Below are 20,338 nucleotides of genomic sequence, written 5' to 3' on the forward strand. Positions count from 1 at the left end.
TCCATTGTGCCCTGTGCCTCAGCCCTTGGCGGCCTTCACAAAGGCTCGGATTTTCTCCAGGTCCTTCACTCCGCGGGAAACCTCGACGCCGGAGGAAACGTCCACGCCCCACGCGCCTGAGGCGGCGGTGGCGTGCGCCACGGTATCCGGGTTCAGTCCGCCGGCCAAAAGCCACTTGCGGTCCTGGAGCGCCGTCACGTCCACCATGGAGGCGTAGTCCCAGGCCTGTCCGGACCCGGGGACGGCGGCGTCAATCAACAGGAGTTCCTCGCCCCAGTCGGCGAACGCGTCCGCTGTGGCTGCCATGGTGACGGCCCTGATCAGCTTCATGCCGGCGTCGTGCACTGTGGCGACGTCTTCCGGAGTGAGGTCTGCATGGAGTTGGACCCACTCGAGTCCGGCGGCTCGTGCGATGGCAAGGGCATCGGCGACAGGTTCATGCCGGAAAACGCCGACGGCAAGTACCCCTTCCGGCACGTCGGCCAGCAGCGCGGAAACCTGCGACGGCGAGACCACCCGCGGGCTCGCGGTGAGGACAAACCCGACGGCGTCCGCACCGGCCTGCACGGCTTCACGGACGGATTCGGGCGTACTGAGGCCACACACTTTGACGAACATTCCGGGCTCCTTCAGGCTGTCTTCGCGTAGTCCCCCGGAGGACACTAGCAGGGATTGGTGCGTGCGCCGATGGGGGCCGTCAACAAACTAGGCTGGTCCGATGGAGATCATCCGCTTCGCAGAACTCAGGTCCGAACCGTGGCGCAACGGCGGCGGGGTGACCCGGGAGCTTGCCAGCCACCCGAAGGCCGACTCGGCGCAGGACGGCGCCTGGGACTGGCGCGTCAGCATCGCCGACGTCAGCAAGGCCGGGGATTTCTCGGCGTTCCCGGGCATGGAACGCGTGCTGACCGTGATCGACGGCGAACTCCTCCTTCTCACCGTGGACGGCGACGAACACCCGCTGGAAAAGTACCGGCCCTTCAGGTTCTCCGGCGAAGCTGCCGCGCACGGAGCCCTGCCCACCGGGGACATCCGCGACCTGAACGTCATCACCCGGACGGGTTCGTTCAAAGGCTTCACATCCATCATCGAGCTCTCCAAGAAGCGCGCGCACCCGGTATTTGAGGGCCAGCTAGGTGTGCTGCTGCAGGGCCAGGCCACCGCCAGCGCCGGCAACCTCAGCGTCAGTGCAGAAGCTGCGGTCGCCGCGGAAGCCGACGGCGACGAAGCCGCCCCGGCACCCATGGAGCCCGAGGCACTCAACCGGTATGACGCCGTCGTCGGCTCCGATACCGGGACCCCCGAAATCCTGGGTCGCGGTTTCCTGGCAGTGGTTTCGATCGACCGCGCGACTGCCTGATCCAGCGCTGCAGGCTAGCCTCGCCTTCGTTATCTGAGCCTTTCCACACTGGTCAGTGGCGCGCGGCGCTCCTAGACTCGGGGCTATGACCACCACACCCTTCAATGCTCTTCTGTCCACCCAGATCGGCAACGAGTTCGCGGCCTCGCAGCAGTACATTGCCGTGGCCACCTGGTTCGCCAACCAGGACCTCCCGCAGCTGGCCCGCTACTTCTACCGGCAGTCGGTGGAGGAGCGGAACCACGCCATGATGATGGTGCAGTACATGCTTGACCGCGACATTGAGTTCACCATCCCGGGCGTCCCCACCGTGCGCAACGACTTCTCCTCCGTGACCGAGCCGCTGGCCCTGGCGCTGGAGCAGGAGAAGGAAGTGACGGCCTCGATCGAGGCGCTCTTCCGTGCTGCCCGCACCGAGGACGACGCCCTGGGCGAGCAGTTCATGCTCTGGTTCCTCAAGGAGCAGGTGGAAGAGGTCGCCTCTATGACCACCCTTCTGAACATCGCCGAGCGCGCGGACAACTTTTTCGACATCGAGAACTTCATCGCCCGCGAAACCGTTGGCAACGCGGGCCGCGACTCCTCCGCCCCGGAAGCTGCCGGCGGCGCTCTCTAAAGTTCTGCCCCGCCCGGCGGTGAGGTTGGCCACCAACCCGGCACCCGCCGTAGGGCCTTGCTAAGCTGGAATCAAGGCTCCGCACAGGGCCTCCGGACGACGGTTCAGTACCCGGCACGCGACAAGACTGGCCAAAGGATCTGTCATGTCGTGGTTAATTCTCATTCTTTCCGGAGCGCTGGAAGCCGTCTGGGCCGCAGCCCTGCACCGGACCTTCCAGGCCTCCGGCCGGCGCCGGCTCGCACCCGCCCTCCTCTTCCTGGTCTCCGTCCTCGCCAGCATGGCCGGCCTCGCCCTCGCCATGCAGTCCATCCCCACCGGCACCGCCTACGCGGTATGGGTAGGCGTGGGCGTGGTGCTGACCTCCGCCTACGCGATCATCACCAAGGCTGAACCCCCGACGACGGCCCGCCTCCTGCTGCTCACCGGCATCGCCGCGTGCGTGGTTGGCCTCAAGGTCGTGGCGTAATGACAAAGCGTTCCGCCGCCTGGCTGATGCTCCTCGCCTCCGCCGTACTGGAAGCCGTCTGGGCCACCGCCCTGGGCAATTCCGATGGATTCACCCACCTGCTGCCCACCTTGGTCTTCGCCGTCACGGCCACCCTCAGCATGATCGGCCTCGGCCTGGCCATCCGCAGCATCCCGCTCGGCACCGCCTACGCCGTTTGGGTGGGGATCGGGGCGGCCCTGACGGTGGGCTGGGCGATGGCCACCGGCGTCGAACCCTTCAGCATCCTGAAAGTGCTGTTCATCGCCGGGATTGTGGGCTGCGCGGCGGGATTGAAGTCGCTGCCGGCTTCACCTGCTGCCGTCCAGTCGGTGCGCGGGAAGCCGGGGGAGAGCCGGCGGCCGGTTTAGGCTTTTGCCATGGACTCCCCTGAAGTACGGCAGGCACTCGCCGCCCTGAGGCACAGACTCGACGGCGGCCGGCGGATTCTTTTGGGCATCACGGGCGCGCCCGGCTCCGGCAAGTCCACGTTCGCGGCCCGACTACAGCGGGAGTTCGGCCCGGAGCTCGCCGTGGTGGTGCCGATGGATGGCTTTCATCTGGGCAACGCGATCATCGACGGCACTCCGCTACGGCAGCGCAAAGGAGCAATCGACACATTCGACGTCGGCGGCTACCTCGCGCTGTTACAGCGGCTCGCGCGCCGGGATGAGGCAGTGGTGTACGCGCCCGAGTTCCGTCGCGCATTGGACGAACCGGTGGCTGCGTCCATCGCTGTCCAGGCTTCCGTGCCGCTGGTAATCACCGAAGGAAACTACCTGCTGGCGGAAACGCCCGAATGGAAGGAGGTCCGGGCGCAGCTGGATGAAGTCTGGTTCATGGACACCCCGCCCCCGCTGCGGCTGGCCCGGCTGGTGGACCGGCACGTGGTATTCGGAATGGAGCGAACCGCGGCGGAAGCGTGGGCGACCGGCCCGGATGAGGCCAACGCTGTGATGATCGCGGCCACGCGCCAGGGCGCCGACCGGATCATCCCGTGGGGCCAGGACGCCGGCCAGGAATACTGAGGCAAGGGTCAGGGTTCTTGGCTGGGAAACGTGTCTGCAAACCACATGAGTCCACAACGAATGGAGAGCGCTCATGACTGCACCATCGGTACACCTCGGCGACGGCCTCAACGTCAGCCCGCTCGGCTTCGGCGGCATGGCCCTGACTCCGGTCTACGGCGAGGTTGACCCGCACGAGGCCCTCAAAACCCTGCATCATGCCGTGGATGCCGGCGTCAGCTTCATTGACACCGCGGACATCTACGGCGGAGGCAGCAACGAGCAACTCATCGCGCAGCTGCTCAAGGAGCGCCGGGGCGAAGTGCAGCTCGCCACCAAGTTTTCACTGGTGGGCTCACCTGCCGATGGCTACACGGACATCCGGGGAGATGCCGCCTACATCCGGCAGGCTGTCGACGCCAGCCTGAAGCGGCTTGGCACGGACGTGATCGACCTCTACTACATGCACCGCCGTGACCTCCGCGTTCCGATTGTGGAAACCGTGGAGGCCATGGCGGGGCTGGTGCAGCAAGGCAAGGTCAAACACCTTGGCCTGTCAGAGGTGACCGCGCAGGAGCTGGCCGACGCCCACTCCGTGCACCCCATCGCCGCGGTCCAAAGTGAATGGTCGATCTGGAGCCGCGACGTGGAACGCAACGTGGTTCCGGCCGCGGCCGGCCTGGGCGTGGGCTTTGTGCCGTATTCGCCACTGGGCCGGGGATTCCTCACCGGCACAGTTGACGCTGCGACTTTGGGAGCCAACGACTTCCGACGCCGGATCCCGCGCTTCGCCGCGGACGCCGCCGATGCCAACCAGGGAGTGGTTGCCACCGTGCGGACGGTCGCAGCTGAGCTGTCCGCTACCCCCGCCCAGGTTGCACTGGCGTGGCTGTTGGAGCAGGGCAAACGGCTGGGACTGGCCGTGGTCCCCATCCCCGGCACGCGCAAAACGCACCGGATTGACGAGAACCTGGGCGCCCTGTCCCTGGACCTGACCCGGGCGCAACTGGAGGCGCTGGACCAGGCCGCGGACGCCGTCGTCGGCTCCCGCTCGGCGGACCCCAGCTGGGTGTCCCAGGGCCGTGAATAACCACGGCCGTGAATAGACTGAAGCCCATGGACACGCTCATTCACGACCTACGCCACATCACCATCCGCAGCATCTCCGTAAGCGAGATGAACAACAACGTGTATCTGCTGACCGCGAAGGCCAGCGGTGCACAGCTGCTGATCGATGCGGCGGACGATCTTCCGGCCATCCAGGCGATGCTGGCGGACTCGGCCGCGGATACTGCGGCTGAACCCAAGCTGGCACTCATCGCCACCACGCACCAGCACTGGGACCATGTCCGCGCACTGCCGGCGTTGGTGGAAGCGACGGGCGCACCCACAGCGGCTGGAACGGACGACGCCGAGGCGCTGCCGGTACCCGTGGACCGGTCCCTGGAGCACGGGGATACCTGCGCCGTGGACGGCTTCGAGCTCACCGCCGTGCACCTGCGCGGCCACACCCCGGGATCCATCGCCTTTGTGTACCAGGACCCGGACGGGCCTGCCCATATTTTCAGCGGCGACTCGTTGTTTCCGGGCGGCGTGGGCAACACCCAGAAAGATCCGGCGCGGTTCACGTCCCTGCTGGACGACGTCAACGCGCGGTTGTTCGAGGCCTACCCAGACGACACAGTGGTGCACCCGGGCCATGGCAGCCCCACCACCCTGGGCGTGGAACGCCCGCATCTCGGGGAGTGGCGCGCCCGCGGTTGGTAGGGCTTACGGCGATCGAGCCTACGTAAGGGTTTCGCTCCCCAACCGCCCGGTGGTTGAGCGGGGAGCGAAACCGAGGTAGTGCTGACTAGCGGCTGCGGCGTTCGTTCGAGGCCGGAGCCGACGCGCGGCGAGGACCGCTGCGTGCCGGACGGCCACTGCCGCCACCGTTACCGGCGTACGAGCCACCGGACGTGCCGCCGGTGTTGGAGGACCAGACAGCCTTGTTGCCGCCGTTGCCCGCGTTGCCGCCGTTGCCCGTGGAGGCTCCGGCGCGCTGACCGGATCCACCCGTACGGGCTCCTGCGCCGGCGCCCGCAGTGCGGGCTCCGGCTGCGCGCTGGCCCGTTGCCGGACGTCCGCCGCGCTGTCCGCCGGTGGCAGCCGGGCGGCCCGTGCCGCCACGGGGAGCATCGCTGCGGGTAACGCGTGAATCTGCACGGCCGCCAGAACCGCGGCCAGCCGCTGCACGGCCACCTGCTGCGGGGACGTCGTTGCGGTGCGTGGAGCCGGTGGCCCCGTGGCCGCGGGAGTTGCGGCGAGCAGAAGCTGCCGCAATGGCGCGGTCCTCGTTCTGCTCAGCTACACGGTCAAATGCTGCGCGTGCCTCGGTGCGGCCTTCATAGGCAACAGCGCGGCGCTCGGCGCGGGGAAGATCGGAGCGCGTCGGCTCAGCGGAGACGCGTCCACGTCCACCACGGCCGCCACGGCCACCGGCGGTGGGCCCTTCCTGGCTGCGGCGGGCGCGCTTGCGCTCGGCGTTGGCACCCGTGGAGGTGCCGCCACCCTGCTGTGCAGACTTCTTGGCGAGAAGAGCGGCACGGGTGCGCGGATCGATCTTGTCTGCCATTTCGCCCACGAGTTCGGCAACCAACGGGGAGTTGGCCGTGACGCGCTCGAAGTTGACCTCGACGCCGGCAGCCTTCATCAGCTTCTTGACGTCGGACTGCTGCTCCGGGAGGGTCAGCGTGACAACAGTGCCATCCGAACCTGCGCGGGCCGTACGGCCTGAGCGGTGGAGGTATGCCTTGTGCTCTGTGGGCGGATCCACGTGGATTACCAGTTCGACGTCGTCCACGTGGACGCCGCGGGCCGCGACGTCGGTGGCTACCAGGACGCGGACGTCACCGGAGGAAAACTCGGCCAGGTTGCGGTCACGGGCGTTCTGCGAGAGGTTGCCGTGCAGATCGACGGCGGGGATCCCGGCGTCGGTCAGGGTTTTGGCCAGCTTGCGGGCGTGGTGCTTGGTCCGCATGAAGAGGACGCGGCGGCCGGCGCCGGAGGCGAGCTCGAAGATCAGCTGCTTCTTGACGGTCTGGTCGTTGACCACCAGGACGTGGTGCTCCATGGTGGTCACGGCGGCCTGTGACTCGTCTACCGCGTGGGTCAGCGGGTTGGACAGGTAACGCTGGACGATCTTGTCCACGCCGTTGTCCAGGGTCGCCGAGAACAGCAGGCGCTGGCCCTGGCTGGGGGTCATGTCCATGAGCTTTTTGACCACCGGGAGGAAGCCGAGGTCGGCCATGTGGTCGGCCTCGTCCAGGACGGTGATCTCGACGCCTTCGAGGGTCAGGATGCGCTGGCGGATCAGGTCCTCCAGGCGGCCCGGGCAGGCGATGACGATGTCGACGCCGGCGCGCAGTGCCTTTTCCTGGCGGGCCTGGGAGATGCCGCCGTAGATCACGGTGGTGGTCAGGCCCATGGCCTTGGCCATCGGCTCGATGGTGGCGTTGATCTGGGTGGCCAGCTCGCGGGTCGGTGCGAGGACCAGGCCCATGGGGCGGCCGGGCTTGCGGAAGTGCTTGGCTTCCCGCTCAGCGAGTCTTGCTACAAGCGGGATGGCGAAAGCGATGGTCTTGCCGGAGCCGGTGCGGCCGCGGCCCAGGACGTCGCGTCCGGCCAGGGTGTCCGGGAGGGTCTTGACCTGGATGGGGAACGGCTCAACAATTCCCTGGGCTGTGAGGGTGTCGGCAAGTTCTTTGGGCGTGCCGAGGGCAGCAAAAGTAGTCATATATTCAAGGTCTTTCAGGCGGTATCCATGCGGATATCGGCCCCCGATGCCGGTTGGCTCAAGGGTTTCGCCGAAGAAAAGTCAGGTGATCAACCGTGCTGCTGCCCAATTCAGGGCGGCGGCTGGGACCAAATGGAACGCGTTCATCGACGCAGGATGTGCCTCTCACATGAAAAAACCCGCTTCCCAAATAAAGGGACTCCGATTTAAGGAGCAAGCGGGCATCACTGCACATCAAGTCCCATAAGCGTACCATCCCCGAGCCTGGGCCTCTTTCAAGTACGTCGCTCAGAGGCTGCGGTCGTTGCCTTCAGAGCCCGGCAGGCGCAGGCTTGAGGCATGACTGAACAGGGTGCGGACCACCACCACACCACGGACGACGGCGGCACCCGGCTGGGGGATGAACCGCAGCGCAGTGCCGCCGAGGCGTGGGACGAAAGGTACCGGAGCAAGCCGAAATTCTGGAGCGGGAAACCCAACCCGCAACTGGTCCGCGAAGGCGCGGGACTGAGGCCGGGCAAGGCCCTGGACCTGGGCTGCGGCGAAGGGGCCGACGCCATCTGGCTGGCCCAGCAGGGCTGGACCGTCACCGCCGTCGACGTTTCCGCCGTCGCCCTGGAAAGGGCGCTGGTCCACGAAAAGGCAGCCCTGGACCGTGAAAGTGTGCACGCCGAAGGAGCCGGTGAAATTCCCAGCCGCATCCACTGGAAACAGTGTGATCTGGAGGAGTGGCAGCCCGCGGCAACCTTCGATCTGGTGTCCTCCCAGTTCCTGCATTCCCCGCATCTGGCGTGGCAGGGTCCGCTGCGGACGGCGGCTGCGGCGGTCAAGCCGGGCGGCACGCTGCTGATCGTGGGCCACCATCCGCACCGCCTGCCGCCGTGGGGAAACCACACCAAGCCGGAGATGTTCTACACCCCGGCGCAGCTCGTGGCGGAGCTCAGCTTGGACTCGCCGGACTGGCAGTTGGAGGTCAACACCACGCGAGAGCGGGCAGCGTCAGGTCCGGACGGCGAGGAAGCCATCATCGGCGACACCGTACTCCGCGCCACCCGGCTTGCTTGAGTTTTTGTCCAGATAAAGCGCCTTCGCCAGGCATTGGACGGCATTATGTGGACAAAAACTCCGGGGTTAGCGCGAAACCCGCGGCGCCACCGCAACCGCGGCGACGGCCACCACTGCCGTCAGTGCGAAAACCCCCGCGAACGATTCCGCCGTCGTCGTAAACGCGGCGAACACGATGCCCGTGGCGGCGAGCGCCAGCGCCCCGCCCAGTGAGTCCGAAATGGACATTGCCGAGCTGTTGAAGCCTTGGTTTTCCTTACTGGACATGGCAAGCGTCATCACGCTGAGCCGCGGATACAGCAACCCCATGCCGCCGCCGGCGAAGAGCCAGCCGGAAATTGCGACGGCGGCAGGCCAGTGGAGTGCCGACGTCGCCAACGTGAGGAGGATGGCCCCAAGCACCAGCGCTGAGCCGATGCGCACGGCCACGCGGTGCTGCAGCCGGGCGCCGAGGCGGCCCTGGATGGCGGCAGCGGCGGCCCACGACAACGCGCCTCCCGTGAGCGCCAGGCCGGCGAACGTCGGCGGGAACTGGTATTCCTCGATCAACAGGTACGGCAAGTAAACTTCGGCGCCGAAAAACGCGGCAGACGCCAGTCCGCGGGTCAGGATCACGCTGGGCAGGCCGCGGCGGGCGAGCAGTGTTCCGCGGGGTACCAGCGGACGTACGGCTACGAGGGCAATCGCGACGGCGGCCGCAGCCAGGAGTGCCGGCGCGGCGGTGAAGCCCGCGATTCTGACTCCGGCGGAGAGGTTCAGTCCCAGTACAGCGAGCGCGGCGAGCGCTGCCCACGCGAGCCGACCCAGCGCCCAGGGCGGGACTGGGGCCTGCTCAGAGGGCCGGTCAATGCCGCGGAGCACCGGAACGATCATCACCACAGCGGGAACCACCAGCCCTACCACGCCCAGGAACACCCAGTGCCAGCTCAGGACTTCCGCCACGATGCCGGCCGCGAACGGGCCAACCAGGGACGGGATCACCCAGGCGGCGGAGAAGGCAGCGAAGATCCCGGGGTGCAGGACGGCCGGGTAGACGCGGGCCACCACCACGTAGAGCGCAACAGTCAGAGCACCGCCACCGAGCCCCTGCACCAGGCGGCCGGCAACCAGAATGGGCATGGAAACGGCCGTGCCCGCGATGATCAGGCCCAGCACGAACAGGGCAACTGAGGCATACAGCGGGACGGTTGGCCCGCGGCGGTCCGACCAGTTTCCGGCCGCCACCGTGCCGATCACGCCGGTTGCCAGCGGACCGGCGAACGCAAGGGCATACAGGCTGGCGCCGTCGAGTTCACGGCTGACGACGGGCATGATGGTGGTCACCGCGAGCGATTCGAACGCCGCGAGGAACACGAGGGCACACGAGCCGATGGTCACCCACAAGTACGGTCGCTGCAGGATCCCTGCCGTAGGGTCTGTCGTTGGGAGGGTGGAGTCGCGCATGTTATCGGCGCGGCTGGGTGGAGTCGCCGATGTAGCGGTTCCGGCCCGCTCGGTAGCCGAACACCGCGGCCAGCGAACCGACCACCAGGAACAGCACCCCGGCTGCGGTGAACGATCCCGTGGCCTGGTGCAGCTGGCCCACCATCAGCGTGCCGGTGGAACCCAGCCCGTAGCCCACGCCCTGCATCATCCCGGACAGGTGCGCGGCGGTGTGCCCGTCGCGGGTCCGCAGCATGATCATGGTCAGGGCCACCGCGGTGAGGCTTCCCTGCCCCAGTCCCAGCAGCCCGGTCCACGCCCAGATGAGTTCCAGGGGTCCGAAGATGCTCAGAGAAAACCCGCCGCCGGTCATCAGCGCCACCACCACAGCGATGGCGCGCTGGTCACGGAATCCCGCCGCCAGCGCCGGGGCAAACAGCGAGCCCAGCATCTGGAGCACGATCGAAAGCGAAACCATCAGTCCGGCCGTTCCGCCGTCCACGCCGCGTTCGCGCAGGATCGGCGCCAGCCATGCAAAGACGCTGAAGGACATCATGGCCTGCAGCACCATGAAGATAGTCACCTGCCACGCCACCGCCGAACGCCACACATTGATGCCGAGGTGGCCGTCCTGGTGCCGGACAGGGTGCTGGCGCAGCGCCACCGGCAGGAACAGCAAAAGTACGACGGCGGCAGGAACCGCCCAGAACCACAGCGCCGAGGTCCACTCCCCCGTCGCCGTGAAGACCGGGTAGGTAAAGCCGGCTCCGAGGGCGGCCGACGCGCAGATGGCCGTGGTGTACAGCCCGCCCATGAGGCCCAACCGGTGCGGGAAATCACGCTTCACCAGCCCCGGAAGTAGGACGTTGCACAAGGCGATGGCGGCACCGCAGGCAGCAGTTCCCGCCAGCAAGGTAGGCAGATGGCCGGCACCGGGCACCAGGCCGCCGATGTCCGCGGGCCGCAGCAGCAGCCCTGCCGTGAGTACTGCCATGGCACCAAGCAGGACGCGTTCGGCGCCGAACCGACGGGCCAGGACAGGGGCCAGCGGTGCGAAGACGCCCAGGAGCGTCACGGGCACGGTGGTGAGCACCACGACGGCCCAGCCCGGCAGGCCGGCGTCGGAGGTGATCTCCGGAAGAACCGCCGCGAAACTGGAGAAAACCGTGCGGAGGTTCAGCCCGATAAGCACCAGGCAGAGGCCCAAGTATGCCAGGGCACGGCGGCTGCTCTGGGGGCTTTCCGGACCGCCTCCCGACTGGCCCGGAAGGCGCGTAGGGGCTGCTGGGGGGATGTCGTCGATTTCGGCGTCGACCAGCAGTCCAGGCACGTCAACGTTGTCAGCACGGGTCACGGGGACCATTCTGTCACCACGTTGTCTTGGCCTGTGCTCACCCGCCCACGCTAAGTACACGGAGTGTTATCCACATAGGCCGGAAAAGGGCTGGCGGCCCGGCTGAGGCGAACTTACTTTGGGAACACACGCAGTGTCCAGCCACAACATTCTGGAGAAACCATGAGCCTCGCACCATTGCAGGATCCGTCCGTTGCGCCCGGCCCGGCCGCGGCAAAAGCCCACGGCAGCGGCGAAGGCACAGCCAGCCTCGTCTTCAGCTTGGTTGCGCCCGCCAGCATTTTTTTGACCGGTCCGCTCAGCCGTGTGGCAGTACTCTACTCCGGCCCTTCTGACGGCGCGGGGAGACTGGATGTGTCTGCTCCGTGGGTGCTGTGGAGTTACCCGGTGATATTTACCCTGCTGGCAGTGACGCTCGGCGTCGTTTCACTCCGCGTATTCGCGCGCCGATCCACCGGCTGGCGGGCGGGCGTGGCTGCTTTGTGGATATCGGCGGCCGAGGTTGCGGTGGGTCTGCTGCTCGTGCTCAGGAACGGGGATTTCATGATCCTGCCGTAGGTTCCGTGATGCTTTCTGAAGTAGCCGGGCAACCGTTCTGACCTTCCAACGCCTAGGGTGCTAGGCACGCGGGCTGGGCCCAGGCCGCCGGCGCGCTCCCGGGTATTCTGGAAGGGATGAGTGAATCCCCAGAATCCCCCCAGCCTCCGCATGTACCGCGCCCGGTGACGCCCGGAACGCAGGCGTCTTTCGGCACTTACGGCGGCAGGCCCGTGAGCTTCGTGCGCCGCGGTACCCGTCTCCAGGGACGCCGCCAGACGGCGTGGGAAGAGCACGCGGACCGGTGGGCGCTGGACGTGCCCCGGCACGTCGCCAACACCTCGGTCCACCCGGATTACACGTTCGACGCCGAGGCCGAGTTCGGCCGCAAGGCACCGCTCATCGTGGAAATCGGGTCCGGACTGGGCGATGCCATCTGCCACGCGGCCGAGGAGAACCCGGGCACGGACTTCCTGGCCGTGGAGGTCTATACGCCGGGCCTGGCCAACACCATCATCAAGATCAACAGCCGCGGGCTGAACAACGTCCGGGTGGTGGAAGCCAACGCGCCCGAGGTCCTCGCCACCATGCTGCCGGCCGGTTCCGTAAGCGAACTGTGGGTGTTTTTCCCCGACCCCTGGCACAAGTCACGGCACCACAAGCGCCGACTCATCCAGCCGGAGTTTGCCGAACTGGCAGCACGGGCACTCACCAAGGACGGCCTGTGGCGGGTCGCCACGGACTGGTCCAACTACGCCGTCCACGTCCGCGACGTCCTTGCGGACTCGCCGGACTTCGAAAACCTCCACACCGGCGAGCGCCATGGACCGGAAAGCCCGCTCACCCAGGTGTGGCAATCCGGCGTCGAAACCATAGTGGGCGGAGCGCCCGTCCGCGAGGGCCGGGCGCCTGTAAGCACCGCACACACCGGCCCCAACGAGGGCGTGGACGAAGCGGGCGGCTGGGCCCCCCGCTTCGAAGGCCGGATCCGCACCAGTTTCGAGGCGAAGGCCCACGAGGCCGGCCGGCTGATCTTCGACCTCTGCTACCGCCGGCGCTGAGCGCCGGAACCGGTGTCAGCTCACGCTGGTGGAAGCGACGATCTCCGTGAGCATCCCCAGCCGCGGCTCGATCTCCGGGCAGACGCCCACGGTGGCCGCGACCCTAGCCTCGCCCGCCGGATCCGTGGACCCAACCACGACGGCGTACGAGGACTTGCCGGGAATGTTCAGTTCGCCTTCGGTGAGGACGGTCCTGGCGCGGTCTTCAAGGTAGAAGCCTGACATCAGGTGTGCCCAGCCGTTGGCCTGCGCGGCCCCGGTCACGGAGGTGTCGTCCTTGATGACCGTCAGCAGGACGCCGCCCAGCAGGCCATATTGCTCGGTGTTCGGCCCGGCGGCCGAGTCCTCCAGCACCTGGGTGTGCTCGGGGAAGTCTGCCGTGAATCCCAGCGGGGACTCGATATGCACTGACATGGTTGCTCCTTAGCGGTAAGTCTTGGCTGGGCTGGTTTGCACGTGCGGATCCGGCATGGGACGTCAGAGCTTCTCGAGCTTGGTGTCGTTCGGGACCTTTTAGTACGTGGACACGTTGGTGGTTGCCTTGTTCTCGGTTTTGACCTCCACCTCGCCGGCCTTGAGGTCAATGCCGAACTCGTTGGACGCTGTCACCACGTGGTTCGCCTGGACGGTGGCGGAGCCTGCCTCGTAGAGCTTGGCGGCGTCCTGGCCGGCGGCAACCGAGTCTCCCAACGCCACGTTGCGCATGTAGCTGTCGATCACGGCCGCGTTCTCCGGCGAGTATTCGACAGCGTCAAGGGAGGCCTTGCCACTCTCCGTGTAGACGGGAGTTTCTGTCTTGGCGAGTTCACGGAGGTGGTCGCTGGCCTGGTCCTGGGCGGACTGGGGAATGCCGCCGTCCATCCGCATGAGGTCATCGGCGAACGGGCCGTTCTCGTCTTCGCCTTCGATCAGGCACTTCCGGTCCTCCTCGGAGAGGCCGGCCCACCACCTGGCCTGCTCTTCCGGGCTGGCCTTGAGCATGTCATCCACGCCCTTGCTTCAGCTCCTGGCGGTGGGCCTCAGCCGCTGCCGCCCGCTCCAGGCTGGGGCGGTGGTTGCCCGACCAGTCCTGCCGGAACAGCTCATCATCGGCGCCCTTCCACGGCGCGGACTGGATCTGGCCCTGCAGGGAGCTGGCCCGGCTGCTGAGCAGCGCCACCGCCTTGTCAACAGCCTTCGCCAGCTCCCGAAGCTGACTGACGTCCGCGCCTAAAAAGTCATAGTGGCTCCCCCGGAGAGTTATTAGAGTTAGATCAATCGCTGGATATATCGTTGCACGGCAATAAGTCTCCCGCGATGGGGATCACTACCCATAGCAGGAGCACCCACCCCTCACCAGGTCCGGGACGGAACTGGGCGCGCGGATCGGGACTGTTCGCGGGTCGCCAAGCGTGGCACGATTGGGCTTGTGCAGGGGGCACACAAATATGCGCCTCTGCGGCGCCGGCAGAAGGAACCGCCATCAAAAGAGAACTCAGGCAGGCCGCCGATGCGGCGGAGGATGTCACAAATTCACGCACGTTGGAACTGTTCGCGCGGGCAGGGTTCGCAGCCAGCGGTGTCCTGCACTTCCTGGTAGGCCTCATCGCCATCCGACTCGCCATGGGCGGCGGCGGAAGCGCCGACTTCAGCGGCGCCGTGTCAGAGCTCGCCAGCCAGCCCGCCGGGCCGTTCCTACTCTGGGCAAGCTTTGCCGCCTGCGCCGCCCTTGCACTGTGGCAGACCAGCGATGCCATCTTCGACTACAACGGACTGCCGACGAAGAAAAAGGCTGGCAAGAAGGCCCAGGCAGCAGCACAGGCCGTCGTGTACGCCGGCTTGGCCCTGACGCTTGTCTCCTTTGCCATGGGAACTGGTTCCGGCGGTGACAACCAGAAGTCCGTGAGCGACTTCACCGCGACCGTGATGAAGGCACCCGGCGGTGTGGCACTCCTGGTCCTGGTGGGGGTGGGAATTGCCGTCACCGGGGTGATCTATGGCATCCGTGGCATCAAGAAGTCCTTCGAGAAGCACCTGAAGATGCCTACGGATCCCCGGGCCCGCACCGCCGTCAGCGTGCTGGGCGTGACAGGGTACGTTGCCAAGGGGACTGTCTTGTTCCTCACCGGACTCCTCATCACGATCGCCACCCTGCGCGCGCACCCGGAGGAATCAACGGGCCTTGACGGCGGGCTCAAGGCGCTACGGGAGCAGCCCTTCGGCGTTTACCTGCTTGCGGCGGTGGGCGCCGGACTGATCTGCTACGGCATCTACATGGTGGTCAGGGCGCGCCTTGCCAAGATGAACCAGTAGGGCACCAGTTCACCCCGGCTAGGGGGGGCCATGCCCCAGGTACGCGCCGAACGCCACATCCGCCTCGATCCGGAGACAGTCTTTGCCCTGTCCCAGACCACCGGTGCGTTCCGGCTCAAATGGGACCCGTTCATCTCCGCCCAAGGTTTCCTGAACAGCGCAACATCCGCCGGAAAGGGCGTCCGGACGCGGACCGTGTCCCGCCTGGGCCTGGTGATGGTGAGAGCCCTCCACGCACAGTAATCCTGGCCAGGGGATTACGGCACCGTGATGGTAGCAACGGCCTGCTGGGTTTCATCCCGCAGTTCCAGGCTGGCGATGCTGGCCAGCTGTACGGGCGTGGCGCCCGTAACCTTCACCCTCCCGCTGGGCGTTGCGGTCCAAGCACAGGCCCGGTCCTCGCCGCCGTTGCGGTCCCGGATCCAGAGCGAGAGGGTTCCGTCCAGCGGCAGTTTGCTGCCGTTCACGGCCAGCTCGGTGCCCCATGTTTTCTTGGCAAGGTCGATGCTGAACTGCAGGCCATTGCCGGACTGGACCGAATAGCTGGCGTCCGGCGCCGGCGGCCGGCTGAGCAGCGGCGCCGCGGCCAGGCCCAAGGCGAGGCACGCGGCGGCGACGGCGCCCACCAGCGCCGCCCACCGCCGTTGTAATTTGCGACGGCGGGTGGCCAGTTCATCGAGGACCGTGAGGGGCACTGAACTGGCTGGCTCAGGGGCCACCCCGGGGCGGGCACCCGCGGTCAGCGCCACCGCGTCCGGGACCGGCAGCGCGTCCAACAGGGCCGGCAGGCTTTCGAACTCGGCGAGTTCGGTCCGGCAATCCGCACAGGACTCGAGGTGGGCTTCGAAACGTTGCGAATCCGCGGGGTCAAGCCCACCGAGCACATAGGCGCCCATCAAGTGATGCAGCTGAGAATCGGTCACCGTTCCACTCCCATTTCATCCAGGATGATCCGCAGCGCCCTGACCGCGTAGTAGGCGCGGGACTTCACGGTTCCGCTAGGGATGTTCAGCTGCACGGCGGCCTCGTTGACGGTGAAACGGCGGTAGTGGAGTGCAACAAGGACATCGCGGTGTTCGGCGCTGAGCCTGACCAGCGCCTCCTCCATAAGCACGCGGTTGAGGAGTTCATCCACGCGTTCAACGGCTTGGGAGGGATCAGCGAGGTCGCGTTCCATCACTTCGGCCGGGCGCCGTTGGGCTTTGCGGTAGTTGTCGATCATGATGTTCCGGGCGGTCCGGAACAGGTAGCTGCGCAAGCTTCCGGTGATGTCCGGGGTCTGCTGCCAGACGCGCAGCACGGTCTCCTGAACCACGTCCTCCGCCAGCTGTGGGTCACGCGATGCGCTGAGGACAAAGCGGCGCAACGCTGCGCCGTGTTCGCGGTAGATCGCCGCCACCACGTCCTCATCCAGCGGCATGCCTCCCCCTCCTGTCCCTGGTTCCCGTCCCGTCACTGTACATTTCGGCTGATACGACGTCCCCCGTACGCAAAAGGTTCACTGGCCGTGGTCCCCGGGAACCGGCGCCGGAAACAGGGGAGCTGGTTCTTGAACCATTCTTCACCCTGGCGCGTCGTACCGGTTAGTCCCCGGTGATCCACCACCGGGCCCCCGTCCAGGAGCGTTCACATGAAAAAGCATCGACGCACAGGTTTTGCCGCAATGGCCCTCATGGCCGCACTCTCTGGCTGCGCTGGCAGCCCGGGAACCAGTACAACAACGGGGGCGCCCACGCCGTCGGCCACGAGTCCCGCAGCCACATCCGCCGCCCCGCCGACTGGCACCCCCACCGCAGCGGCCGCCGTCGACCTCAGGGCAGCGTCCTCCAGCGCCGGCAACATCGTGGTTGATTCCGCTGGCATGAGCCTGTACTTCTTCACCAAGGATGTGAAGGACTCCGGCACGAGCGCCTGCACCGGAGCGTGCCTCACCGCGTGGCCACCGCTCCTCACCACCGCGGCCAAGCCCGCCGCTGAAGGCGTCACCGGCACGCTTGGGACCATCACGACGCCGGCCGGGGCCAAGCAGGTGACCCTGAACGGGATGCCGCTGTACTACTACCAGAAAGACGCGAAGCCCGGCGACATCCTGGGACAGGGCGTCAACGGCGTCTGGAATCTGGCCACGCCGGCCGGGGAAATGATCCAGACAGCGTCGTCAGGCTACTGAGCGTCCCGGCGCTTACGGATGGGCAGCTTGCGGATGGGCAGCCTACGGATGGACGCGGGGCAGCGGGACTGGAGGCGAAGGCGGCAGAGGCAGGGCCGGGGGCTGCCCCTCGCCGTTCAGCGGTCCACCCGGCACACCGGGCACACCGGGCACGACGGTTTCCGGCAGGGATGGATCTGGCAGGGGCACTGACGGCGCTGAACCCGAGGGGGCGGGAGTCTGCTGCGTGGCCTGGCCGGACACGGATCCCGGAGCAGCCGGAACCGGCGCAGTGACAGCCGGCCCGGTGGGCCCTACGGCAGGGACGCCGGGCTGGACCGGTCCCGGAGTTTCCGCCGGCGCGGGGGCAGGCCCGCCGCCAACGGTGGACACAAAAGATGTGACTGCATGGTTGACCTGGCCAATGGAATCCCTGATCCCCTGGTCGGAGGCAACGGCAACGGCGCCGCCGGCCGCCAGCGAGACGGCAACGGACAGTGTGGTGAGGGTGAACCTGCGCTTGGCCCGACGGCGGGCGGCTAGCTCGTCGGTTGCCGCGGCGGGTTCGCCCGTTGCCCCCGGAGCGTCCGCGGCAGCAGTCCGGGTCACGGCGGGCATCATGAGCGCGGCAACGGCAGCGGAGGGCACCGGCTGCTCGCCTGCGAGCGCACGGAGTTCCAGCAGGGCGGGGCGGAGGGCGCCGTCGTCGTCGAACCCTGCCTCTAGCAGCAGCCGGCCAACAGAGGCGTCGTCGCGGGAACCGTTGCGTGTGCCTGCGGTATCACTCATGATCTGCCTGGTTTCTTCTAAGAGTCTGGTCCTTGAGGTTTTGCATCGCCCTGCGTTGGAGCTGCTTGATGGCACCCTGTGACTTGCCCATGATGCCGGCCACCTGTTCGATGGATAAGTCCGCCACCACCCGCAGTGCCAGGACCTCGCGGTGGTCATCGGCGAGGCCTTCCAGCAGGTCAGTCGCGCCGCCGCTGTGGCCTAACGCGTGGTCTTCCGCGGATGCCGTGCTGCGCCCGTCCTGCAGGGGGTCGTACGGGGTGAAGTCGGGCCGTCGTTCAACCCGCCGGTAGTAATCCACCATCCGGGCGTGCGCGATGGAAAAAACCAACGCCTTGGCACCCTGCAGCCCGCCGGTCAGCTCACCAATCTTCGGGAAAAACGCCAGGAATACGTCCTGGGTGACAGCCTCGGGATCGTCCACGCCGCGGGCCTTGAGGTAGCCCTGGACCGCGCCGGCAAAGGTTCGATAGACAGCGCCGAAGAGCACAGCCGGATCAGCACCGGCAGTGTCTGCAAATGTATCTATGTCTACTTCGGCCAAAGTGTCCAGCACCAGTGGCTCCTCCATCCCGGGCAGCGGACTCGCTCATCCCGGTATTCGGCGCGGTGTGCTCCGCTGCTATCGGTCGGCTGCTGTCGGTCAGCGATCTTGTTGCCAAGTGGACTGCGGGAATCCGGGCCGTCCGGAGCGGGTTCCCGCAGTCCACACTAGCTGAGCAGGTCCTAGCGGTTCGAAACGGCGGGAGCGCCTACAACGTGGCCCGGCACGGCCGGAACAGCAGGAACGGCGGGAACGGCAGTCACGCCGTCGACACCCGGAACTGCCGGCACGGCGGGGACTGCAGGCACTGCGGGCAGTTCGGGGCGCTCAGCCTTTACGGCGACGGAACCCTCGCCGGAAGCGTCGGCGTCAGCGGAACCGGCACCCTTCGCAACAACATCGGCGCAGAAGGCGTCAACGTTGCCTTCGCCCTCGGCGGCGATGACCAGCGAGGAGAAGCCTTCGGAGGACGCGTTCAGTCCACCGTGTGTGAAGGCGGTGCAGAGGCCAAAGGCTGCGGCACCAGCGGCGTCCACTGCGGTGTCGGCGGCGGCGGAGGCGTTGGCCCCGGCTGCGACCTCATCGCCGGAGACTGTTGCTTCGCCGGTCACTGCTGCATCGCCTGAGGCGTTTGCGGAGGCGGACTCGGTGGCGTCAGCGGCCAGCTTCGGGGCCGGGGCGCCGAGCAGTTCGTGGGCGGTCTGCTGCGCGTCGGACGGAAGGGCACCGGAAACGGCCGCAACGCCGGTTCCACCGACGGCCAGGGTGCCCGCGGCGAGAACTCCGGCGGCGATTTTGCTGGTGGCGAGAACAGTGAACAACGACATATGACACTCCAAAACCTAGAGAACAATTCAGATCCGGCTCCGTGAGGAACCCTTCACCCCCTACATCGCTGGCCGGACCGGGAAAGTTACGGCGCCTCCAAAAATTCTTCCCGGCCCGGGACTGTGGTGGGGCTCCTACGCGTCGATCATCTCGTCGTCGTCCGCTTCCTCGAACTCAACGGCGGCGACGATTTCCTTGGTCTCCGGGTTGATCATGAACGCCTCTTCGTCATCCTCCACCATGATGAAGTCGCCGTGGTCCGTGGTGAAGTGCCAGGCCAGCGTCTTCTCGCCGTCGTGCATGTAGTTGGGGTCGCCCATGGTGATCTTCTGCAGCGTGTAGCCGGCGATGTCGCAGAGTTCGCGGATGATGACCTCAAAATCCGGGGCGTCCTCCAGCGCTTCCTCGTCGGCCGCCGCCTGGCGCTCCTCGAGGTTGGGGATGAGCGCAACCTGACGCTCGATGTACGCGTCAAGCTCCTCGTCGTCGAGCACCAGCAGGCCCTCCTGGCGCAGGAGCCAGGCGGCGTTGAGGGCGGTGATGTTTTCAGTTTCGAACAGTTCCTCGAACTCGCCGTCGAGCTCTTCGATGGTGCGCACGGCGTCGGTGGACTCTTCCTCGGCGTCCAGGTCCCCGTCGAGGTAGCGCTCTTCGTCTTCCTCGGATAGGGCATCAAACGCCGCAACGGTCCGGTTGAACAGCTCCAGGTGGGCGGTGGCGCCCATGCCGGCGAGGCCCTCGCGGATGAGCGGGTCCACCTCGTCGCGGTCCGCGGTGAACACGTACTGGGCGAAACCGCCCTCCAGGGACTGCGTGACGTAGAAGTCCCCGTAGTAGCTGCCGAGCGCCGCGGGCGCGATCTCGCCGGCGTCGAGCAGTTTCCCGTACATGGCGTTCACCACGTACACGTTGGCGTCTACGACCTCCTCGCTGCCTGCATCGATGCTGGCCTTGGTCAGGACGACAGGGTTCTGGCTCATGGTCATGGGATTCCTCACTGCTGAATGCTTCGGTGCTGCTCAGGACACTTTCACGCTACGTCGGCGGGGGCG

25 protein-coding genes, 1 pseudogene and 1 riboswitch are annotated in these 20,338 nt (G+C 66.9%); of the genes and pseudogenes, 13 read left to right on the forward strand and 13 right to left on the reverse strand.

Annotation, left to right across the window (positions count from 1 at the left end; genetic code table 11):
* Nucleotides 1-18 precede the first annotated feature (18 nt).
* Nucleotides 19-618, reverse strand: coding sequence for a phosphoribosylanthranilate isomerase (locus ACQCSV_RS18515; RefSeq protein ID WP_354155090.1), 600 nt, complete (start codon nucleotides 616-618; stop codon nucleotides 19-21).
* Between the two features lie 100 nt (nucleotides 619-718).
* On the opposite strand from ACQCSV_RS18515, the gene ACQCSV_RS18520 reads away from it, so the two are divergent.
* The 7 genes from ACQCSV_RS18520 (at nucleotide 719) to ACQCSV_RS18550 (ending at nucleotide 5,237) form a co-directional block, all read left to right on the forward strand.
* Nucleotides 719-1,360 (forward strand): HutD/Ves family protein, encoded by a 642-nt coding sequence (locus tag ACQCSV_RS18520; RefSeq protein WP_426938932.1) that lies wholly within the window; start codon nucleotides 719-721, stop codon nucleotides 1,358-1,360.
* An 85-nt stretch (nucleotides 1,361-1,445) separates the two neighbouring features.
* The gene (locus tag ACQCSV_RS18525) at nucleotides 1,446-1,976 is read left to right on the forward strand and encodes a ferritin (RefSeq protein WP_354155092.1); all 531 of its coding nucleotides are present in this window, start codon (nucleotides 1,446-1,448) and stop codon (nucleotides 1,974-1,976) included.
* A 71-nt stretch (nucleotides 1,977-2,047) separates the two neighbouring features.
* Nucleotides 2,048-2,112: riboswitch (guanidine-III (ykkC-III) riboswitch) on the forward strand.
* A gap of 9 nt (nucleotides 2,113-2,121) precedes the next feature.
* Nucleotides 2,122-2,445, forward strand: a complete 324-nt coding sequence (locus tag ACQCSV_RS18530) for an SMR family transporter (RefSeq protein ID WP_354155093.1) — start codon at nucleotides 2,122-2,124, stop codon at nucleotides 2,443-2,445.
* Nucleotides 2,445-2,834 (forward strand): multidrug efflux SMR transporter, encoded by a 390-nt coding sequence (locus ACQCSV_RS18535; RefSeq protein ID WP_354155094.1) that lies wholly within the window; start codon nucleotides 2,445-2,447, stop codon nucleotides 2,832-2,834. Before ACQCSV_RS18530 ends, ACQCSV_RS18535 begins: the two co-directional genes overlap by 1 nt.
* 9 nt (nucleotides 2,835-2,843) lie before the next feature.
* Nucleotides 2,844-3,491 carry a nucleoside/nucleotide kinase family protein gene (locus ACQCSV_RS18540; protein ID WP_354155095.1) on the forward strand — a complete coding sequence of 216 codons (648 nt, stop codon included), beginning with the start codon at nucleotides 2,844-2,846 and terminating at the stop codon, nucleotides 3,489-3,491.
* A 73-nt stretch (nucleotides 3,492-3,564) separates the two neighbouring features.
* Nucleotides 3,565-4,560, forward strand: a complete 996-nt coding sequence (locus ACQCSV_RS18545; protein ID WP_354155096.1) for an aldo/keto reductase — start codon at nucleotides 3,565-3,567, stop codon at nucleotides 4,558-4,560.
* A gap of 26 nt (nucleotides 4,561-4,586) precedes the next feature.
* Entirely contained in the window at nucleotides 4,587-5,237 is a 651-nt protein-coding gene (locus ACQCSV_RS18550) for an MBL fold metallo-hydrolase (RefSeq protein WP_354155097.1), read from the forward strand.
* An 85-nt stretch (nucleotides 5,238-5,322) separates the two neighbouring features.
* On the opposite strand, the gene ACQCSV_RS18555 is transcribed toward ACQCSV_RS18550, so the two are convergent.
* Nucleotides 5,323-7,245: a DEAD/DEAH box helicase gene (locus tag ACQCSV_RS18555; protein ID WP_426938933.1), complete on the reverse strand. Its 1,923-nt coding sequence runs from the start codon at nucleotides 7,243-7,245 to the stop codon at nucleotides 5,323-5,325.
* 339 nt (nucleotides 7,246-7,584) lie between these two features.
* Here ACQCSV_RS18555 and ACQCSV_RS18560 point away from each other — a divergent pair, with 339 nt between their 5' ends.
* Nucleotides 7,585-8,310 (forward strand): SAM-dependent methyltransferase, encoded by a 726-nt coding sequence (locus tag ACQCSV_RS18560; RefSeq protein ID WP_426938934.1) that lies wholly within the window; start codon nucleotides 7,585-7,587, stop codon nucleotides 8,308-8,310.
* 66 nt (nucleotides 8,311-8,376) lie between these two features.
* Here ACQCSV_RS18560 and ACQCSV_RS18565 read toward each other — a convergent pair whose 3' ends face one another.
* The gene (locus tag ACQCSV_RS18565) at nucleotides 8,377-9,753 is read right to left on the reverse strand and encodes an MFS transporter (RefSeq protein ID WP_426938935.1); all 1,377 of its coding nucleotides are present in this window, start codon (nucleotides 9,751-9,753) and stop codon (nucleotides 8,377-8,379) included.
* Nucleotide 9,754: 1 nt separating this feature from the next.
* Complete coding sequence (locus tag ACQCSV_RS18570; RefSeq protein ID WP_426938936.1) at nucleotides 9,755-11,095, reverse strand: MFS transporter; 1,341 nt, start codon at nucleotides 11,093-11,095, stop codon at nucleotides 9,755-9,757.
* Between the two features lie 153 nt (nucleotides 11,096-11,248).
* On the opposite strand from ACQCSV_RS18570, the gene ACQCSV_RS18575 reads away from it, so the two are divergent.
* Together ACQCSV_RS18575 and trmB are read left to right on the forward strand one after the other, a co-directional pair.
* Nucleotides 11,249-11,644 (forward strand): hypothetical protein, encoded by a 396-nt coding sequence (locus tag ACQCSV_RS18575; protein ID WP_354223724.1) that lies wholly within the window; start codon nucleotides 11,249-11,251, stop codon nucleotides 11,642-11,644.
* Nucleotides 11,645-11,760: 116 nt separating this feature from the next.
* Entirely contained in the window at nucleotides 11,761-12,684 is a 924-nt protein-coding gene (gene trmB / locus ACQCSV_RS18580) for a tRNA (guanosine(46)-N7)-methyltransferase TrmB (RefSeq protein WP_354155103.1), read from the forward strand.
* A gap of 15 nt (nucleotides 12,685-12,699) precedes the next feature.
* On the opposite strand, the gene ACQCSV_RS18585 is transcribed toward trmB, so the two are convergent.
* The 3 genes from ACQCSV_RS18585 to ACQCSV_RS18595 all read right to left on the reverse strand — a co-directional run bounded on the left by ACQCSV_RS18585 (nucleotide 12,700) and on the right by ACQCSV_RS18595 (nucleotide 13,843).
* Complete coding sequence (locus ACQCSV_RS18585) at nucleotides 12,700-13,098, reverse strand: hypothetical protein (RefSeq protein WP_354155104.1); 399 nt, start codon at nucleotides 13,096-13,098, stop codon at nucleotides 12,700-12,702.
* 99 nt (nucleotides 13,099-13,197) lie between these two features.
* Nucleotides 13,198-13,674, reverse strand: a complete 477-nt coding sequence (locus ACQCSV_RS18590) for a hypothetical protein (RefSeq protein ID WP_354155105.1) — start codon at nucleotides 13,672-13,674, stop codon at nucleotides 13,198-13,200.
* Nucleotides 13,667-13,843: a hypothetical protein gene (locus ACQCSV_RS18595; protein ID WP_354155106.1), complete on the reverse strand. Its 177-nt coding sequence runs from the start codon at nucleotides 13,841-13,843 to the stop codon at nucleotides 13,667-13,669. Before ACQCSV_RS18595 ends, ACQCSV_RS18590 begins: the two co-directional genes overlap by 8 nt.
* 266 nt (nucleotides 13,844-14,109) lie before the next feature.
* On the opposite strand from ACQCSV_RS18595, the gene ACQCSV_RS18600 reads away from it, so the two are divergent.
* Nucleotides 14,110-14,976, forward strand: coding sequence for a DUF1206 domain-containing protein (locus ACQCSV_RS18600; RefSeq protein WP_354155185.1), 867 nt, complete (start codon nucleotides 14,110-14,112; stop codon nucleotides 14,974-14,976).
* Nucleotides 14,977-15,006: 30 nt separating this feature from the next.
* Nucleotides 15,007-15,198 (forward strand): annotated as a pseudogene (locus tag ACQCSV_RS18605) (SRPBCC family protein); the annotation flags it as partial.
* A 35-nt stretch (nucleotides 15,199-15,233) separates the two neighbouring features.
* Here the strand turns inward: ACQCSV_RS18605 and ACQCSV_RS18610 are convergent.
* Nucleotides 15,234-15,899, reverse strand: a complete 666-nt coding sequence (locus ACQCSV_RS18610; RefSeq protein WP_426938937.1) for an anti-sigma factor family protein — start codon at nucleotides 15,897-15,899, stop codon at nucleotides 15,234-15,236.
* On the reverse strand, nucleotides 15,896-16,396 hold the full coding sequence (locus tag ACQCSV_RS18615; RefSeq protein ID WP_354155108.1) for a sigma-70 family RNA polymerase sigma factor: 501 nt from the start codon (nucleotides 16,394-16,396) through the stop codon (nucleotides 15,896-15,898). Before ACQCSV_RS18615 ends, ACQCSV_RS18610 begins: the two co-directional genes overlap by 4 nt.
* 210 nt (nucleotides 16,397-16,606) lie before the next feature.
* Here ACQCSV_RS18615 and ACQCSV_RS18620 point away from each other — a divergent pair, with 210 nt between their 5' ends.
* Complete coding sequence (locus ACQCSV_RS18620) at nucleotides 16,607-17,146, forward strand: hypothetical protein (RefSeq protein WP_354155109.1); 540 nt, start codon at nucleotides 16,607-16,609, stop codon at nucleotides 17,144-17,146.
* A 42-nt stretch (nucleotides 17,147-17,188) separates the two neighbouring features.
* Here the strand turns inward: ACQCSV_RS18620 and ACQCSV_RS18625 are convergent, their stop codons facing one another.
* From ACQCSV_RS18625 to ACQCSV_RS18640, 4 genes are all read right to left on the reverse strand, one after another.
* Complete coding sequence (locus ACQCSV_RS18625; RefSeq protein ID WP_354155110.1) at nucleotides 17,189-17,914, reverse strand: hypothetical protein; 726 nt, start codon at nucleotides 17,912-17,914, stop codon at nucleotides 17,189-17,191.
* A complete protein-coding gene (locus ACQCSV_RS18630) occupies nucleotides 17,907-18,485 on the reverse strand; it encodes an RNA polymerase sigma factor (protein ID WP_426938938.1) in 579 nt (192 codons plus the stop codon). The genes ACQCSV_RS18625 and ACQCSV_RS18630 overlap by 8 nt, the downstream gene beginning before the upstream one ends.
* A gap of 155 nt (nucleotides 18,486-18,640) precedes the next feature.
* Nucleotides 18,641-19,285, reverse strand: coding sequence for a protein tyrosine phosphatase (locus tag ACQCSV_RS18635; RefSeq protein WP_354155112.1), 645 nt, complete (start codon nucleotides 19,283-19,285; stop codon nucleotides 18,641-18,643).
* 135 nt (nucleotides 19,286-19,420) lie between these two features.
* Complete coding sequence (locus ACQCSV_RS18640) at nucleotides 19,421-20,272, reverse strand: DMP19 family protein (protein ID WP_354155113.1); 852 nt, start codon at nucleotides 20,270-20,272, stop codon at nucleotides 19,421-19,423.
* Nucleotides 20,273-20,338 lie beyond the last annotated feature (66 nt).

The sequence above is a fragment of the Pseudarthrobacter sp. S3 genome, from assembly GCF_050156905.1.
Lineage (GTDB): Bacteria > Actinomycetota > Actinomycetes > Actinomycetales > Micrococcaceae > Arthrobacter.

Bases quoted from the DNA above. Each gene is read 5' to 3' on its own strand.
- ACQCSV_RS18635 (WP_354155112.1), bottom strand. From the start codon at position 19,285: ATGTCGTTGTTCACTGTTCTCGCCACCAGCAAAATCGCCGCCGGAGTT.
- ACQCSV_RS18550 (WP_354155097.1), top strand. From the start codon at position 4,587: ATGGACACGCTCATTCACGACCTACGCCACATCACCATCCGCAGCATC.
- ACQCSV_RS18520 (WP_426938932.1), top strand. From the start codon at position 719: ATGGAGATCATCCGCTTCGCAGAACTCAGGTCCGAACCGTGGCGCAAC.
- ACQCSV_RS18555 (WP_426938933.1), bottom strand. From the start codon at position 7,245: ATGACTACTTTTGCTGCCCTCGGCACGCCCAAAGAACTTGCCGACACC.
- ACQCSV_RS18570 (WP_426938936.1), bottom strand. From the start codon at position 11,095: ATGGTCCCCGTGACCCGTGCTGACAACGTTGACGTGCCTGGACTGCTG.
- ACQCSV_RS18525 (WP_354155092.1), top strand. From the start codon at position 1,446: ATGACCACCACACCCTTCAATGCTCTTCTGTCCACCCAGATCGGCAAC.
- ACQCSV_RS18585 (WP_354155104.1), bottom strand. From the start codon at position 13,098: ATGTCAGTGCATATCGAGTCCCCGCTGGGATTCACGGCAGACTTCCCC.
- ACQCSV_RS18535 (WP_354155094.1), top strand. From the start codon at position 2,445: ATGACAAAGCGTTCCGCCGCCTGGCTGATGCTCCTCGCCTCCGCCGTA.
- ACQCSV_RS18625 (WP_354155110.1), bottom strand. From the start codon at position 17,914: ATGAGTGATACCGCAGGCACACGCAACGGTTCCCGCGACGACGCCTCT.
- ACQCSV_RS18540 (WP_354155095.1), top strand. From the start codon at position 2,844: ATGGACTCCCCTGAAGTACGGCAGGCACTCGCCGCCCTGAGGCACAGA.
- ACQCSV_RS18515 (WP_354155090.1), bottom strand. From the start codon at position 618: ATGTTCGTCAAAGTGTGTGGCCTCAGTACGCCCGAATCCGTCCGTGAA.
- ACQCSV_RS18615 (WP_354155108.1), bottom strand. From the start codon at position 16,396: ATGCCGCTGGATGAGGACGTGGTGGCGGCGATCTACCGCGAACACGGC.
- ACQCSV_RS18560 (WP_426938934.1), top strand. From the start codon at position 7,585: ATGACTGAACAGGGTGCGGACCACCACCACACCACGGACGACGGCGGC.
- trmB (WP_354155103.1), top strand. From the start codon at position 11,761: ATGAGTGAATCCCCAGAATCCCCCCAGCCTCCGCATGTACCGCGCCCG.
- ACQCSV_RS18565 (WP_426938935.1), bottom strand. From the start codon at position 9,753: ATGCGCGACTCCACCCTCCCAACGACAGACCCTACGGCAGGGATCCTG.
- ACQCSV_RS18575 (WP_354223724.1), top strand. From the start codon at position 11,249: ATGAGCCTCGCACCATTGCAGGATCCGTCCGTTGCGCCCGGCCCGGCC.
- ACQCSV_RS18630 (WP_426938938.1), bottom strand. From the start codon at position 18,485: ATGGAGGAGCCACTGGTGCTGGACACTTTGGCCGAAGTAGACATAGAT.
- ACQCSV_RS18620 (WP_354155109.1), top strand. From the start codon at position 16,607: ATGAAAAAGCATCGACGCACAGGTTTTGCCGCAATGGCCCTCATGGCC.
- ACQCSV_RS18530 (WP_354155093.1), top strand. From the start codon at position 2,122: ATGTCGTGGTTAATTCTCATTCTTTCCGGAGCGCTGGAAGCCGTCTGG.
- ACQCSV_RS18640 (WP_354155113.1), bottom strand. From the start codon at position 20,272: ATGACCATGAGCCAGAACCCTGTCGTCCTGACCAAGGCCAGCATCGAT.
- ACQCSV_RS18545 (WP_354155096.1), top strand. From the start codon at position 3,565: ATGACTGCACCATCGGTACACCTCGGCGACGGCCTCAACGTCAGCCCG.